Raw genomic sequence first — 16,633 nt, 5'->3', positions numbered from 1 at the left:
CAATGGACGACATTCGTTGCGTATGAACCATCGGCAGATTGCCAGCTACCTATGTATAATGCCGCCGCTGACTAAAGGGTCACGACGGGCGGAACAGCTCTACGATGAGTGTTTACGCCCGATAAGCCGGTCTGTTACCGCAGCCCGACTGCTTGACGCCCTACTGATGCACCCAACATCACAGCAACGAAACCTCGATATTCGGCTCATGGATGACTTTGAACGAACGCGCTTACCCGGCGCCCTCGAGTTTCTGCGCACGCTTTAGCAAAGAAGAGAGAGTTAATCCGAATATGCCCACCCGCTCGAAGATCATCTATACCTTCACCGACGAAGCTCCTGCCCTCGCCACCTATTCACTGTTGCCTATCGTAGAGGCGTTCACCGCCTCGGCCGATATCGCCGTTGAAACCCGCGATATCTCTCTTGCAGGGCGCATCCTGGCCAGCTTCCCCGAGCAACTGGGTGACAAAGCCGTAGCCGACCACCTCGCCGAACTGGGCGCCCTGGCCGTTACGCCTGAAGCCAACATCATCAAGCTGCCGAACATCAGCGCTTCGGTTCCACAACTGCAAGCCGCGATCAAAGAACTGCAAGCCCAGGGCTACAACCTGCCGGACTACCCGGAAACCGTGACCTGCGACGCCGACAAAGAAGCCAAGGCGCGCTACGACAAGGTCAAGGGCAGCGCCGTGAACCCGGTTCTGCGCGAAGGCAACTCCGACCGCCGCGCTCCACTGTCGGTCAAGAACTACGCACGCAAGCACCCGCACAAAATGGGCGCCTGGGCCAAGGACTCCAAGTCCCACGTCGCGCACATGAGCACCGGCGATTTCTACGGCAGCGAAAAAGCCGCCCTGATCGACGCCGCTGACGCCGTGAAAATCGAACTGATCGCTCAAGACGGCACCTCCACCGTCCTGAAAGAAAAGACCAGCGTACAAGCCGGTGAGATCCTCGATTGCGCGGTCATGAGCAAAAACGCCCTGCGCAGCTTCATCGCCGCCGAAATCGAAGACGCCAAGGCACAAGGCGTGCTGCTGTCGGTTCACTTGAAAGCCACCATGATGAAGGTCTCCGACCCGATCATGTTCGGCCAGATCGTTGCCGAGTTCTACAAAGACGCACTGGCCAAGCACGCTGACGTGCTGGCACAGATCGGCTTCAACCTGAACAACGGCATCGGCGACCTGTACGCTCGCATCAAGGCATTGCCTGCTGAACAGCAAGCGGCCATCGAAGCTGACATCCAGGCGGTCTACGCCGCTCGCCCTTCCCTGGCGATGGTCAACTCCGACAAAGGCATCACCAACCTGCACGTGCCGAGCGACGTTATCGTCGACGCCTCGATGCCGGCCATGATCCGTGACTCCGGCAAGATGTGGGGCACCGACGGCCAGCTGCACGACACCAAGGCTGTGATCCCGGATCGCTGCTACGCGACCATCTACCAGGCCGTGATCGAAGACTGCAAGGCTAACGGCGCGTTCGATCCGACCACCATGGGCAGCGTGCCAAACGTTGGCCTGATGGCGAAAAAAGCCGAAGAGTACGGCTCCCACGACAAGACTTTCCAGATCAAGGCTGACGGCGTTGTTCGCGTCACCGACAGCAAGGGCAACCTGCTGCTGGAGCAGTCGGTTGAAGCCGGCGACATCTTCCGCATGTGCCAGACCAAAGACGCGCCGATCCAGGACTGGGTCAAACTGGCCGTCAACCGTGCTCGCGCCAGCAGCACCCCGGCAATTTTCTGGCTGGACCCGATGCGCGCCCACGACGGCGTGGTGATCGAGAAAGTTCAGGCTTACCTGAAGGATCACGACACTGCCGGCCTGGACATCCAGATCATGTCGCCAGTCGACGCCATGAAGTACACCCTGCTGCGCACCCGCGAAGGTAAAGACACCATCTCGGTAACCGGCAACGTACTGCGCGACTACCTGACCGACCTGTTCCCGATCATGGAACTGGGCACCAGCGCCAAGATGCTGTCGATCGTTCCGCTGATGAACGGCGGTGGCCTGTTCGAAACCGGCGCCGGCGGCTCGGCACCGAAGCACGTTCAGCAGTTGCTGGAAGAAAACTTCCTGCGCTGGGATTCGCTGGGTGAGTTCCTGGCCCTGGCCGCGTCCCTGGAACACCTGGGCGTGACCTACAACAATCCAAAGGCGCTGGTTCTGGCCAAGACCCTGGATCAGGCCACCGGCCAGTTCCTGGACAACAACAAGTCGCCATCGCGCAAAGTCGGCAACATCGACAACCGCGGCAGCCACTTCTACCTGGCGCTGTACTGGGCTCAAGCCCTGGCTGCCCAGACCGAAGACACTGCACTGCAAGCGCAGTTCGCGACCCTGGCCAAGACCCTGACCGAGAACGAGGCGACCATCGTTGCCGAACTCAACGCCGTCCAGGGCAAGCCAGTGGACATCGGCGGTTACTACCATGCCGACGCCGAGCTGATCAGCAAGGCCATGCGCCCGAGCGCAACCTTCAACGCGGCTGTAGCTGCGCTGGTGTAAGGTTGTAAGGATGCAAAGAAGCCCCGGCCCAGTGCCGGGGTTTCTGTTTGTGGCCTGCACACAACTCTATCTGCCGAACCTCAAAACCTGTAGGAGCTGGCTTGCCAGCGAAAGCGGTTTATCATTCAACATTTCACTGACTGACCCACCGCCTTCGCTGGCAAGCCAGCTCCTACAAGGTTCGTGTTTCAACATTCAAAATTGAAGGCATCTCATGGAGTGGAAACCCCACATCACCGTCGCCACCATCGTCGAAGACAACGGCCGCTTCCTGATGGTCGAAGAACTCAAGCACGGACGAACGGTGCTCAACCAGCCAGCCGGCCACCTGGACCCGGATGAAACTCTGACCGAAGCCGCCGTGCGCGAAACCCTCGAGGAGACCGGCTGGGACGTCGAACCGACCGGCGTACTGGGTATTTACCTCTACACCGCCCCGAGCAACGGCGTGACCTACCAGCGGGTCTGCTTCATTGCCAAACCGCTCAAACACCACGCAGACTATCAACTGGACGAGGGCATCGTCGGCGCCAAGTGGTTGACCCGCGAGGAATTAATCGAACAGCGCGGCAACTGGCGCAGCGAGCTGATCATCCGCTGCATCGACGACTATCTGGCAGGCATTCACTTCGGCCTTGAATTGATCCGTCCTTCTCTTTAGCCATGCAGGCTCCAGCCTGTTAGAATCGCGTCCTTTTTCAAGACACTCATTGAATCCCTATGCGTGATCCAGCCCCTTCTGACACACAAAAGAAGCGCGTCATTGTCGGCATGTCCGGCGGCGTGGACTCTTCCGTTTCCGCCCTCCTGCTGATCGAGCAGGGCTATGAGGTGGAAGGCCTGTTCATGAAGAACTGGGAAGAAGACGATGGAACGGAGTACTGCACCGCCATGGATGACCTGGCGGATGCCCAGGCCGTGTGCGACAAGATCGGCATCAAGCTGCACACCGCCAACTTCGCCGCCGAGTACTGGGACAACGTGTTCGAGCATTTCCTGGCCGAATACAAGGCCGGACGCACGCCGAACCCGGACATCCTGTGCAACCGCGAAATCAAGTTCAAGGCGTTCCTCGACTACGCCATGATGCTCGGCGCCGATCTGATCGCCACCGGTCACTACGTGCGTCGCCGTGACATCGATGGCCGCACCGAACTGCTCAAGGGCCTGGACCCGAACAAGGACCAGAGCTACTTCCTGCATGCCGTCGGCGGCGAACAGATCGCCAAGACCCTGTTCCCGGTCGGCGAGCTGGAAAAGCCGCAAGTGCGTGCCATTGCCGAGAAATACGAGCTGGCGACCGCGAAGAAAAAGGACTCCACCGGAATCTGCTTTATCGGCGAGCGCCGCTTCAGCGACTTCCTCAAGCAGTACCTGCCAGCACAACCGGGCGAGATCAAGACCACCGAAGGCGAAATCATCGGCCGCCACCACGGCCTGATGTATCACACCATCGGCCAGCGTCAGGGCCTTGGCATTGGCGGGCTGAAAGACGCCAGCGACGAGCCGTGGTACGTGCTGATCAAGGACCTGGAACACAACGAGCTGATCGTTGGCCAAGGCAATGATCACCCGTGGCTGTTCTCCCGCGCCCTGCTCGCTTCCGATATCTACTGGGTCAACCCGATCGACCTGAGCCAGCCGCGCAAGCTGACCGCCAAGGTTCGTTATCGCCAGAGCGACCAGCCGTGCACCCTGGAAAAAACCGCCACCGGTTATCGCGCGACCTTCGATGACCCGCAACGCGCGGTCACTCCGGGCCAGTCCGTGGTGTTCTACGACGGTGAAATCTGCCTCGGCGGCGGCGTGATTGAAGTAGCCGAGCCGTGGACGAGCAAGGGCCAGGCCCTATGAACCCCATTCAGGAGCAACTGACGGCACTGGGCGGCGTATTTCTTGCCGCGGTGCTGGTGGACAGGATCGCCAAAACCGGCCAGACCAACGAGGCCGGCCTGACCTGCATGCTCGGCAGCCTGCTGATCCGCGACCCCAAGGACACTTTGGAAGTCTATGGCGGCGACGACATCAACCTGCGCGAAGGCTACCGCGCACTGATCGGCGCCCTCGAACGCGACCCTAGCGCCTTGCAACGCGAGCCGCTGCGCTATGCCCTGGCCATGCTCGGCCTTGAGCGTCAGCTGGCCAAACGCAACGACATGCTCGACGTGATCGGCAAACGCCTGCCGCAGATTCAGTCCCAGGTCGAACACTTCGGCCCGGCTCACGAAAACGTGATCGCCGCCTGCGGCGCGCTGTATCAGGACACCCTGAGCACACTGCGCCAACGCATCCAGGTGCACGGCGACATGCGTAACCTGCAACAACCGAGCAACGCCTCGAAAATTCGTGCCCTGCTGTTGGCCGGTATCCGTTCGGCACGCCTGTGGCGGCAATTGGGCGGTCATCGCTGGCAGCTGGTGATCAGCCGCCGCAAATTGCTGAAAGAGCTTTACCCATTGATGCATAACGAATAACCCGCATCGACAGAACCGAACTTAGCAATACGCGTAATACGCCGGTCAGTTGGCGACGGACCGGCGGATTTTTTCATGTATGATACGCGCCCCATTTCGTTGCCCGACTGTCCGAGAACACCCCATGCAGCTCTCTTCGCTCACTGCGGTTTCCCCTGTTGACGGCCGCTACGCCGGCAAAACCCAGGCCCTGCGCCCAATTTTCAGCGAGTACGGCCTGATCCGCGCCCGCGTTCTGGTTGAAGTGCGCTGGCTCCAGCGCCTGGCTGCTCACCCTGCCATCAGCGAAGTGCCGGCGTTCTCCGCCGAAGCCAACGCTGTGCTCAACACCCTGGCGGAAAACTTCTCTCTGGAGCACGCCGAGCGCGTCAAAGAGATCGAGCGCACCACCAACCACGACGTCAAAGCCATCGAATACCTGCTCAAAGAGCAAGCGGCCAAGCTGCCGGAACTGGCCAAGGTCAGCGAATTCATCCACTTTGCCTGCACCAGCGAGGACATCAACAACCTGTCCCACGCCCTGATGCTGCGCGAAGGCCGTGATGACGTGATGTTGCCGCTGATGCGCCAGACCGCCAATGCCATCCGTGAACTGGCCATCCGTTTCGCCGACGTGCCGATGCTGTCGCGCACCCACGGTCAACCGGCCTCGCCGACCACCCTGGGCAAAGAATTGGCGAACGTGGTTTACCGTCTGGAGCGCCAGATCGCTCAAGTCGCCGCCGTTCCGCTGCTGGGCAAGATCAACGGCGCTGTCGGCAACTACAACGCACACCTGTCGGCCTACCCTGAGATCGACTGGGAAGCCAACGCCCGCGCCTTCATCGAAGACGAGCTGGGCCTGGGCTTCAACCCGTACACCACGCAGATCGAACCGCACGACTACATCGCCGAGCTGTTCGACGCGATCGCCCGCTTCAACACCATCCTGATCGACTTCGACCGCGATATCTGGGGCTACATTTCCCTGGGTTATTTCAAACAGCGCACCATCGCTGGCGAAATCGGCTCGTCGACCATGCCGCACAAAGTCAACCCGATCGACTTCGAAAACTCCGAAGGCAACCTGGGCATCGCCAACGCACTGTTCCAGCACCTGGCGAGCAAGCTGCCGATCTCCCGCTGGCAGCGCGACCTGACCGACTCCACCGTACTGCGCAACCTCGGTGTCGGCTTCGCCCACAGCGTGATCGCGTACGAAGCCAGCCTCAAGGGCATCAGCAAACTGGAGCTCAACGAGCAGAAGATTGCCGCTGACCTGGACGCGTGCTGGGAAGTATTGGCCGAGCCGATCCAGACCGTGATGCGCCGCTACAACATCGAAAACCCGTACGAAAAACTGAAAGAACTGACCCGCGGCAAAGGCATCAGCCCTGAAGCGCTGCAGACTTTCATCGACGGCCTGGACATGCCGGCCGCCGCCAAGGCTGAGCTGAAATTGCTCACCCCGGCGAACTACATCGGCAACGCTGTAGAGCAAGCCAGACGCATCTGATCGATCGCTAGACCCTTTTAAGACGCCCGGCCGCGCCGGGCGTTTTTATTCCCGTCTGAAAAGTGCATTTTTTCAATAGGTTACACATGAATCCTGATACTCCTCTTCAACTTCTGGGCGGCATCACGGCACGGGAATTCCTGCGCGACTACTGGCAGAAAAAACCACTGTTGATCCGTCAGGCGATTCCTGATTTCGAAAGCCCGATCGACGCCGACGAACTGGCCGGCCTGGCACTGGAAGAAGAAGTCGAATCGCGCCTGATCATCGAGCACGGCGAGCGCCCCTGGGAATTGCGTCGCGGCCCGTTCGCCGAAGACGAATTCAGCAAATTGCCGGAGCGCGAATGGACCCTGCTGGTGCAAGCCGTGGATCAATTCGTGCCGGAAGTCAGCGAACTGCTGGAAAACTTCCGCTTCCTGCCGAGCTGGCGCATCGACGATGTGATGATCAGCTTCGCCGCACCGGGTGGCAGCGTCGGTCCGCACTTCGACAACTACGACGTGTTCCTGCTGCAAGGCCACGGCAAGCGCAACTGGAAGATCGGCCAGATGTGCAACTCCGAAAGCCCGCTGTTGCAGCACGCCGACCTGCGCATCCTCGCCGACTTCGAAGCCACCGATGAATGGGTACTGGAACCGGGCGACATGCTGTACCTGCCGCCGCGTCTGGCCCACTGCGGCGTGGCCGTCGATGACTGCATGACCTACTCCGTGGGCTTTCGCGCACCGAGCGCCGCTGAAGTACTGACTCACTTCACCGACTTCCTCAGCCAGTTCCTGTCGGACGAAGAGCGCTACACCGACGCTGACGCCTTGCCGACTGCCGATCCTCACCAGATCCAGCGCGACGCACTCGACCGCTTGAAAGTCCTTCTGGCCGAGCACATGAGCGACGAGCGCTTGCTGCTGACCTGGTTCGGCCAGTTCATGACCGAGCCACGCTACCCGGAACTGGTGGTTGGCCCGGAAGACCTCGAAGAAGACGACGTCCTGGGCGCCCTGGAACAAGGCGCCGTGTTGATCCGCAATCCAAGCGCGCGCCTGGCCTGGTCGGAAGTCGATGACGACCTGCTGCTGTTCGCCAGCGGCCAGAGCCGTTACCTGCCGGGCAAACTGCGCGAACTGCTGAAAATGATCTGCGCCGCCGACGCACTGCACGCCGACAACCTTGGCGACTGGCTGAGCGATGAAGACGGCCGCGGCCTGCTGTGCGAACTGGTCAAGCAAGGAAGCCTGGGGTTTGCCGATGAATAAGATTCACGTACGTGTCGCAGACTGGCAAAAGGACAACGCCGAGATCCGGCGCATTCGTGAAACGGTGTTTGTCGCCGAGCAATGCGTTCCACCCGAGCTGGAATGGGATGCCGACGATGCAACCGCCGTGCATTTTCTGGCGTTCGAAGGCGACTTTCCGATTGGCACCGCCCGCCTGCTGCCTGACGGCCACATTGGCCGGGTGTCGGTGCTCAAGGACTGGCGCGGCCTGAAGGTCGGCGATGCGCTGATGCAGGCGGTGATCGGCGAAGCCGAGGAGCGCGGATTGAAGCAGCAGATGCTGAGCGCCCAGGTACAAGCCACGGCGTTCTATGAGCGCCTTGGCTTCAGCATGGTCAGCGAGGAGTTCCTGGAAGCCGGGATTCCGCATGTGGACATGGTGCGACACTCTGCTTAAGACCCTGTGGCGAGGGAGCTTGCTCCCGCTAGACTGCGTAGCAGACCCAAGCTTTTAGGGCCGCTTCGCGCCCCAACGGGAGCAAGCTCCCTCGCCACAAAAAGCACCATGCAAGCACTACAAAACGCCCTGACATCACACGATGCCGGGGCGTTTTGCTGTCTACGATTCAACTTGCCCCATCTCAGGCCGATATATTGGCAATATCAACACCTGTAGGAGCGAGCTTGCTCGCGATGGACTTGAGAGCGCCGCGGGAATGTCAGGCTTCACGCATTATCGTTGACGACCATCGCGAGCAAGCTCGCTCCTACACAAATCACATTGGCGGAGATAACGGATATGCCCCTACGCACCCTGCTCAGCACCCTGCTGGTGGCCTGCAGCTTTTCGGTCATGGCAGCCACCGAAATCGTGCCCCTGAACTACCGCACCAGCGCCGACCTGCTGCCGGTAGCCCAGGACTTCATCGGCAAGGAGGGACAGGTCAGCACCTACGGCAATCAACTGATTGTCAACGCCGATCAGCGCAAGATCGACGAACTTAAAGCCCTTCTCGCACAACTCGACACCGCTCCCAAGCGCTTGCTGATCACCGTCGACACCAGCGACAACAACTTCCAGGGTGACCAGGGTTACTCGGTGAACGGCGCCAAGCCAAGCCAGACCCGCATCATCAACTACAGCACCGACAGTCGTGACGGCGGCATCCAGCAAGTGCAGGCCAGCGAAGGTGCACCGGCGCTGATCCAGGTTGGCCAGAGCGTGCCGATCACCAGCAGCCAGAGCGACGTCTATGGCGGTTACAGCAGCCAGACTGAGTACCGCAATGTCACCCAGGGCTTCTACGTCACGGCAAACGTCACCGGCGACATCGTTCACCTGTCGATCAGTACCAACCGTGACCGCATGAGCCAGGAACGTCCCGATGTAGTGAACGTGCAAAGCACCGACACAACCGTCACCGGCCGCCTCGGTGAGTGGATCCTGCTGGCCGGGGTCAATGGCCAGACCCAGGCCGACAAACAGGGCCTGACCCGCAGCTACTCGACCCAGAGCCGCAACGACATGACTTTGCGAGTGAAAGTCGACACTTTGGACTAAGGCCCCGAAAACTGACCGGCGAGTCGTATTAGACCAAAGATGTAGTGCCAGAAAAAAAGCACTACAAAACGTTTGACGAGCCAAAAAAGCGAAGGCATGATGGCCTCGCTCCCGCTAATCAGGGGCCCTGGCAAGGGCCTTCGAGGCGATGTTCGCAACCTACCCCCGCGAACCGCTTCGTGTCTGTACCGCCCACAAGGTGTGTTTGACGAGGTTGTCGACTGGAACGAAGTTGTCCCGAGGGACGGAAGCGTAATTAGGTAACCCGGCAGCACACTGATGTTCGTACCAAGGCCCACGACGCCCGAATGCGCCCGCAGTTCGCCTTTACCTGCTCACTTCCCCTCGAGCCCATCGTTCATCCCGTCGCCCTCCCCGCCGAATCCGACTTGACCGCTTAAGCCTCTGGTCAGCGAGCGCAGGAATTTTCCACCGCAGAACTACTTTTCATAAAGACGCGACGAGGTTTATCTCCCATGGCACTGACACGCGAACAGCAAATTGCAGCCCTCGAAAAAGACTGGGCTGAAAACCCGCGCTGGAAAGGCGTGACACGCACTTACTCCGCTGCTGACGTCGTCCGCCTGCGTGGCTCGGTTCAACCTGAGCACACTTTTGCAAAAATGGGCGCCGAGAAGCTGTGGAACCTGGTTACCCAGGGTGCCAAGCCGGCCTTCCGTCCTGAGAAAGATTTCGTCAACTGCATGGGCGCCCTGACCGGCGGCCAGGCTGTACAACAAGTCAAAGCCGGTATCCAGGCGATCTACCTGTCGGGCTGGCAAGTGGCTGCGGACAACAACTCCGCCGAATCGATGTACCCGGACCAGTCGCTGTACCCGGTGGACTCGGTTCCAACCGTGGTCAAGCGCATCAACAACTCGTTCCGTCGTGCTGACCAGATCCAGTGGAAAGCCGGCAAGAACCCGGGCGACGCTGGCTACATCGACTACTTCGCACCAATCGTGGCTGACGCCGAAGCCGGTTTCGGCGGCGTACTGAACGCTTACGAGCTGATGAAGAGCATGATCGAAGCAGGCGCCGCCGGCGTTCACTTCGAAGACCAGCTGGCTTCCGTGAAAAAATGCGGCCACATGGGCGGCAAAGTACTGGTTCCTACCCAGGAAGCCGTACAGAAGCTGACCGCTGCTCGTCTGGCAGCTGACGTTGCCGGTACTCCGACCATCATCCTGGCCCGTACCGACGCTAACGCCGCTGACCTGCTGACGTCCGACTGCGACCCGTACGACCAGCCATTCGTGACTGGCGAACGTACCCAGGAAGGCTTCTACAAAGTGCGCGCCGGTCTGGACCAGGCCATCGCTCGCGGCCTGGCCTACGCGCCGTACGCCGACCTGATCTGGTGCGAAACCGCCAAGCCGGACCTGGACGAGGCTCGTCGCTTCGCTGAAGCGATCAAGAAGGAATACCCGGACCAACTGCTGTCGTACAACTGCTCGCCTTCCTTCAACTGGAAGAAAAACCTGGACGACGCGACCATCGCCAAGTTCCAGCGCGAACTGTCCGCCATGGGCTACAAGCACCAGTTCATTACCCTGGCCGGCATTCACAACATGTGGCACAGCATGTTCAACCTGGCGCACGACTACGCCCGCAACGACATGACTGCCTACGTGAAGCTGCAAGAGCAGGAATTCGCTGACGCTGCCAAGGGTTACACCTTCGTGGCTCACCAGCAGGAAGTGGGCACCGGCTACTTCGACGACATGACCACCGTGATCCAGGGTGGCTCGTCTTCGGTTACCGCGCTGACCGGTTCGACTGAAGAAGAACAGTTCCACTGATCTGCTTCAACTGAGACATCGGCCGCTGCGGACCGGATAGAAAGCTAACCGCAGCGCTGCACATCTGACGCCCCGACTGGTTCGGGGCGTTTTTTTTGCGCGCGATTTCTCCGCCCGTGTAGGAGCTGGCTTGCCAGCGAAGAGGCCCGAAAGCCGTGCGATGAATGAACGGACGCTTTCGCTGGCAAGCCAGCTCCTACAGGTTCTGCGGCGCAGCCAGGATCGCGACGCGGCAAAAATCTTTGATCCAGAGCAGTTTCCCGATCAAAAAACAGGGTAAAACGACCCCGCCCGCTACTTGCAGTAACCCGCATTTAAGACAACTTCCTGCGCACTTACCGAATTAACAGATTAAAAACCAAGCCAAACAATATTGATTATCATTTAGCAGCAACTATGTTCGTTACATTCCCTACAAAACATAATTGATGAAAAGCCGGCTAATGCCCGCAACGCATGGGCTGCCGGGCTTTGGAGGTGCGTTATGTCCTTATTCCTGTAAATAATTTCGCTACAGGAATTTTACTTGCCGGGTGTTTAGCCATAAAATCAGCTGGATTGATTGCTGCGACATATCGTCACTGCGTTGTTTCTTTTCAAGCTCAGAGACCTTTGCTCTCTGTTAAGGATTACCAGCATGCCCGAAGCGACAGGACTCATGGCCCACAACTGGGGCTTTGCCATTTTCCTTCTAGGCGTCGTCGGCCTCTGTGCCTTCATGCTCGGTGTCTCCAGCCTACTCGGGTCAAAAGCCTGGGGCCGCAGCAAAAACGAACCGTTCGAGTCCGGCATGCTACCTACAGGTGGCGCCCGCTTGCGGCTCTCAGCCAAATTCTATCTGGTCGCGATGCTCTTCGTGATCTTCGATATCGAAGCCCTCTTTCTCTTTGCATGGTCTGTGTCCGTCCGCGAAAGCGGCTGGACCGGATTCGTCGAAGCTCTCGTTTTCATAGCAATTCTGTTGGCAGGCCTTGTCTACCTATTCCGAGTGGGCGCCCTTGACTGGGCTCCGGAAGCTCGTCGTAAGCGGCAAGCGAAGCTGAAACAATGAGGCTTTGGCAATGCAATACAATCTCACCAGGATCGACCCCGATGCTCCTAACGAGCAGTATCCGATTGGCCAGCGGGAAACCGTTTCCGATCCGTTAGAAGATCAAGTCCACAAAAACATTTTCATGGGCAAGCTCGAAGACGTGCTTAACGGCACGATCAACTGGGGGCGCAAGAACTCCCTGTGGCCGTATAACTTCGGTCTTTCGTGCTGCTACGTGGAAATGACCACCGCCTTCACGGCGCCCCACGACATCGCGCGCTTTGGCGCCGAGGTTATCCGGGCATCGCCGCGCCAGGCGGATTTCATGGTTATCGCCGGTACCTGCTTCATCAAGATGGCGCCGATCATTCAGCGTCTCTACGAGCAAATGCTCGAGCCTAAATGGGTCATCTCCATGGGTTCGTGCGCCAACTCCGGTGGCATGTACGACATCTACTCCGTCGTTCAAGGGGTGGACAAGTTCCTGCCCGTGGACGTCTACGTGCCTGGCTGCCCGCCCCGCCCTGAAGCTTTCCTGCAAGGCTTGATGCTGTTGCAGGAGTCGATTGGCCAGGAGCGTCGCCCACTTTCCTGGGTCGTTGGCGATCAAGGCGTGTATCGCGCCGAGATGCCTTCCGAGAAGGAAAAGCGCCGCGAACAGCGTATTCAGGTAACCAACCTGCGCAGCCCCGACGAAGTCTGATCCAGATCTGCTTCTTTCCATAGAACGAGAACCTGGCTTCATTCTTTACGTTGACCGAAAGCGATAAATAACCATGACTACAGGCAGTGCTCTGTACATCCCGCCTTACAAGGCAGACGACCAGGATGTGGTCGTCGAACTGAACAACCGTTTTGGCCCGGAGGCGTTCACCGCCCAGCCTACCCGCACCGGCATGCCGGTGCTTTGGGTTGCCCGTGCCAAACTCGTCGAAGTCCTGACCTTCCTGCGTAACCTGCCCAAGCCGTACGTCATGCTCTATGACCTGCACGGCGTGGACGAGCGTCTGCGTACCAAGCGTCAAGGGCTGCCGAACGGCGTCGACTTCTCCGTGTTCTATCACTTGATGTCGATCGAACGTAATAGTGACGTAATGATCAAGGTCGCCTTGTCCGAGAGCGACCTCAGCCTGCCGACCGTCACCAGTATCTGGCCGAACGCCAACTGGTACGAGCGTGAAGTCTGGGACATGTTCGGCATCGACTTCAAAGGCCACCCGCACCTGTCGCGCATCATGATGCCGCCGACCTGGGAAGGTCACCCGCTGCGCAAGGACTTCCCGGCCCGCGCCACCGAGTTCGATCCGTTCACCCTGAACCTGGCCAAGCAACAGCTCGAAGAAGAATCCGCGCGTTTCAAGCCTGAAGACTGGGGCATGAAGCGTTCCGGCCCGAACGAGGACTACATGTTCCTCAACCTCGGCCCGAACCATCCGTCCGCGCACGGTGCGTTCCGCATCATCCTGCAACTGGACGGCGAAGAGATCGTTGACTGCGTACCGGACGTCGGCTACCACCACCGTGGTGCCGAGAAGATGGCCGAGCGTCAGTCGTGGCACAGCTTCATCCCGTACACCGACCGTATCGATTACCTCGGCGGCGTGATGAACAACCTGCCGTACGTGCTCTCGGTCGAGAAGCTGGCCGGCATCAAGGTGCCCGAGAAGGTCGACGTCATCCGCATCATGATGGCCGAGTTCTTCCGGATCACCAGCCACCTGCTGTTCCTGGGTACCTACATCCAGGACGTCGGCGCCATGACCCCGGTGTTCTTCACCTTCACCGACCGCCAGCGCGCGTACACGGTGATCGAGGCGATTACCGGTTTCCGCCTGCACCCGGCCTGGTACCGCATCGGTGGCGTCGCCCACGACCTGCCGCGCGGCTGGGAAAAACTGGTCAAGGACTTCGTCGAGTGGATGCCCAAGCGCCTGGACGAATACCAGAAAGCTGCACTGGACAACAGCATCCTGCGTGGCCGGACCATCGGCGTCGCCGACTACAACACCAAAGAGGCCCTGGAATGGGGTGTCACCGGTGCCGGCCTGCGTTCGACCGGTTGCGATTTCGACCTGCGTAAAGCGCGCCCGTACTCGGGCTACGAGAACTTCGAATTCGAAGTGCCGCTGGCCGCCAATGGCGATGCCTACGACCGCTGCATCGTGCGCGTCGAGGAGATGCGCCAGAGCATCAAGATCATCGACCAGTGCCTGCGCAACATGCCGGAAGGCCCGTACAAGGCGGATCACCCGCTGACCACGCCGCCGCCGAAAGAGCGCACCCTGCAGCACATCGAAACCTTGATCACGCACTTCCTGCAAGTTTCGTGGGGCCCGGTCATGCCGGCCAACGAATCCTTCCAGATGATCGAAGCGACCAAGGGCATCAACAGTTATTACCTGACGAGCGATGGCGGCACCATGAGCTACCGCACCCGGATTCGTACCCCAAGCTTCCCGCACCTGCAGCAGATCCCTTCGGTGATCAAAGGCAGTATGGTCGCGGACTTGATTGCGTACCTGGGTAGTATCGATTTCGTTATGGCCGACGTGGACCGCTAAGCATGAACAGCACGCTTATCCAGACAGACCGTTTCGCCCTGAGCGAAACCGAGCGCTCGGCCATCGAGCACGAGTTGCATCACTACGAAGATCCGCGCGCGGCGTCGATCGAAGCCCTGAAGATCGTCCAGAAGGAACGTGGCTGGGTGCCGGACGGCGCCCTGTACGCCATCGGCGAGATCCTCGGTATCCCGGCCAGCGACGTTGAAGGCGTGGCGACGTTCTATAGCCAGATTTTCCGTCAGCCAGTGGGCCGTCACATCATTCGCGTCTGCGACAGCATGGTCTGCTACATCGGCGGCCACGAGTCCGTGGTCAGCGAAATCCAGAGCAAGCTGGGCATCGGCCTGGGTCAGACCACCGCCGACGGTCGTTTCACCCTGCTGCCGGTCTGCTGCCTCGGCAACTGCGACAAGGCGCCTGCGCTGATGATCGACGACGACACTTTCGGTGATGTGCAGCCTGCCGGCGTTGCCAAATTGCTCGAGGGCTACGTATGACCCTGACTTCCTTCGGTCCAGCCAACCGCATCAAGCGTTCGGCCGAGACTCACCCGCTCACCTGGCGTCTGCGTGACGACGGCGAAGCCGTCTGGCTCGACGAGTACCAGGCGAAGAACGGTTACGCCGCTGCGCGCAAGGCCTTCGCCGACATGGCTCAGGACGACATCGTCCAGACCGTGAAAGACTCCGGCCTCAAGGGTCGCGGCGGTGCAGGCTTCCCCACTGGCGTGAAGTGGGGCCTGATGCCAAAGGACGAATCCATCAACATCCGCTACCTGCTGTGCAACGCGGATGAAATGGAGCCGAACACCTGGAAAGACCGCATGCTGATGGAGCAACTGCCCCATCTGCTGATCGAAGGCATGCTGATCAGTGCCCGCGCACTGAAAACCTACCGTGGCTACATCTTCCTGCGTGGCGAGTACACCACCGCCGCCAAGCACTTGAACCGTGCCGTGGAAGAAGCCAAGGCAGCGGGCCTTTTGGGCAAGAACATCCTGGGCAGCGGTTTCGATTTCGAGCTGTTCGTCCACACCGGTGCCGGGCGTTACATCTGCGGTGAAGAAACCGCACTGATCAACTCCCTCGAAGGCCGCCGCGCCAACCCGCGCTCCAAGCCGCCCTTCCCTGCCGCCGTTGGCGTGTGGGGCAAGCCGACCTGCGTGAACAACGTTGAAACCCTGTGCAACGTGCCGGCGATCATTGCCGACGGCGTGGACTGGTACAAATCGTTGGCTCGCGAAGGTAGCGAAGACATGGGCACCAAGCTCATGGGCTTCTCCGGCAAGGTGAAGAACCCGGGCCTGTGGGAATTGCCGTTCGGCGTCACCGGTCGCGAGCTGTTCGAAGACTACGCCGGTGGCATGCGCGACGGTTACAAGCTCAAGTGCTGGCAGCCTGGCGGCGCCGGTACCGGCTTCCTGTTGCCGGAACACCTGGACGCACAAATGTACGCCGGCGGCATCGCCAAAGTGGGCACCCGTATGGGTACCGGCCTGGCCATGGCGGTGGACGACAGCGTCAACATGGTGTCCCTGCTGCGCAACATGGAGCAGTTCTTCGCCCGCGAATCCTGCGGCTTCTGCACCCCGTGCCGCGATGGCTTGCCATGGAGCGTCAAGCTCTTGATGGCTATCGAGAACGGTGAAGGCCAGCCAGGCGACATCGAGACCCTGCTGGGTCTGGTCGGTTTCCTCGGCCCAGGCAAGACGTTCTGTGCTCACGCACCGGGCGCCGTGGAGCCGTTGGGCAGCGCAATCAAATACTTCCGCCATGAGTTCGAAGCCGGTATCGCGCCTGTCAGCGCCACCGTCCCGCCTCTGGCAAGGCCGATCGTAGTCGGCGCGTAAATGCTTAAAAAGGCGAAGGGTCCGTGCCCTTCGCTTTTCGTGTGATGACGCCGTAAGCGGCTGTGTTGATTCACGCGGATAACAAGATTCCATTAGCCACGCCCGCTGACACCGGGCCA

The 16,633-nt window shown here is 59.8% G+C and carries 14 protein-coding genes; all 14 read left to right on the top strand.

Annotation, left to right across the window (positions count from 1 at the left end; translation table 11 throughout):
* Nucleotides 1–293: 293 nt before the first annotated feature.
* The 14 genes from AC07XF_RS03530 (at nt 294) to nuoF (ending at nt 16,514) form a co-directional block, all read left to right on the top strand.
* A complete protein-coding gene (locus AC07XF_RS03530) occupies nt 294–2,519 on the top strand; it encodes an NADP-dependent isocitrate dehydrogenase (protein ID WP_495025416.1) in 2,226 nt (741 codons plus the stop codon).
* Nucleotides 2,520–2,733: 214 nt separating this feature from the next.
* On the top strand, nt 2,734–3,180 hold the full coding sequence (locus tag AC07XF_RS03525) for an NUDIX hydrolase (protein WP_495025415.1): 447 nt from the start codon (nt 2,734–2,736) through the stop codon (nt 3,178–3,180).
* 59 nt (nt 3,181–3,239) lie between these two features.
* Nucleotides 3,240–4,373 (top strand): tRNA 2-thiouridine(34) synthase MnmA, encoded by a 1,134-nt coding sequence (gene mnmA / locus AC07XF_RS03520; RefSeq protein WP_007972086.1) that lies wholly within the window; start codon nt 3,240–3,242, stop codon nt 4,371–4,373.
* On the top strand, nt 4,370–4,993 hold the full coding sequence (gene hflD, locus AC07XF_RS03515) for a high frequency lysogenization protein HflD (protein ID WP_495025414.1): 624 nt from the start codon (nt 4,370–4,372) through the stop codon (nt 4,991–4,993). The genes mnmA and hflD overlap by 4 nt, the downstream gene beginning before the upstream one ends.
* A gap of 124 nt (nt 4,994–5,117) precedes the next feature.
* Nucleotides 5,118–6,488 (top strand): adenylosuccinate lyase, encoded by a 1,371-nt coding sequence (gene purB, locus AC07XF_RS03510; protein WP_007981277.1) that lies wholly within the window; start codon nt 5,118–5,120, stop codon nt 6,486–6,488.
* Nucleotides 6,489–6,574: 86 nt separating this feature from the next.
* On the top strand, nt 6,575–7,744 hold the full coding sequence (locus AC07XF_RS03505) for a ribosomal protein uL16 3-hydroxylase (protein WP_495025413.1): 1,170 nt from the start codon (nt 6,575–6,577) through the stop codon (nt 7,742–7,744).
* Nucleotides 7,737–8,162 (top strand): GNAT family N-acetyltransferase, encoded by a 426-nt coding sequence (locus tag AC07XF_RS03500; RefSeq protein WP_056854616.1) that lies wholly within the window; start codon nt 7,737–7,739, stop codon nt 8,160–8,162. Before AC07XF_RS03505 ends, AC07XF_RS03500 begins: the two co-directional genes overlap by 8 nt.
* 342 nt (nt 8,163–8,504) lie before the next feature.
* Entirely contained in the window at nt 8,505–9,266 is a 762-nt protein-coding gene (locus tag AC07XF_RS03495; protein WP_495025412.1) for a secretin N-terminal domain-containing protein, read from the top strand.
* A gap of 476 nt (nt 9,267–9,742) precedes the next feature.
* The gene (aceA, locus tag AC07XF_RS03490) at nt 9,743–11,068 is read left to right on the top strand and encodes an isocitrate lyase (RefSeq protein ID WP_007970439.1); all 1,326 of its coding nucleotides are present in this window, start codon (nt 9,743–9,745) and stop codon (nt 11,066–11,068) included.
* A 637-nt stretch (nt 11,069–11,705) separates the two neighbouring features.
* Nucleotides 11,706–12,119 carry an NADH-quinone oxidoreductase subunit A gene (locus AC07XF_RS03485; protein ID WP_003223812.1) on the top strand — a complete coding sequence of 138 codons (414 nt, stop codon included), beginning with the start codon at nt 11,706–11,708 and terminating at the stop codon, nt 12,117–12,119.
* Nucleotides 12,120–12,129: 10 nt separating this feature from the next.
* Nucleotides 12,130–12,804 carry a NuoB/complex I 20 kDa subunit family protein gene (locus tag AC07XF_RS03480; protein ID WP_007970441.1) on the top strand — a complete coding sequence of 225 codons (675 nt, stop codon included), beginning with the start codon at nt 12,130–12,132 and terminating at the stop codon, nt 12,802–12,804.
* 73 nt (nt 12,805–12,877) lie between these two features.
* Entirely contained in the window at nt 12,878–14,662 is a 1,785-nt protein-coding gene (gene nuoC, locus AC07XF_RS03475; RefSeq protein ID WP_223453962.1) for an NADH-quinone oxidoreductase subunit C/D, read from the top strand.
* A gap of 2 nt (nt 14,663–14,664) precedes the next feature.
* Nucleotides 14,665–15,162 carry an NADH-quinone oxidoreductase subunit NuoE gene (gene nuoE, locus AC07XF_RS03470; RefSeq protein WP_007970445.1) on the top strand — a complete coding sequence of 166 codons (498 nt, stop codon included), beginning with the start codon at nt 14,665–14,667 and terminating at the stop codon, nt 15,160–15,162.
* Complete coding sequence (nuoF, locus tag AC07XF_RS03465; RefSeq protein ID WP_495025411.1) at nt 15,159–16,514, top strand: NADH-quinone oxidoreductase subunit NuoF; 1,356 nt, start codon at nt 15,159–15,161, stop codon at nt 16,512–16,514. Before nuoE ends, nuoF begins: the two co-directional genes overlap by 4 nt.
* Nucleotides 16,515–16,633: the final 119 nt, after the last annotated feature.

This window comes from Pseudomonas sp. GW821-FHT01C01, assembly GCF_059422645.1.
The sequence above is the reverse complement of the archived record's forward strand: the minus strand, read 5'-3'. Positions and strand labels throughout refer to the sequence as shown.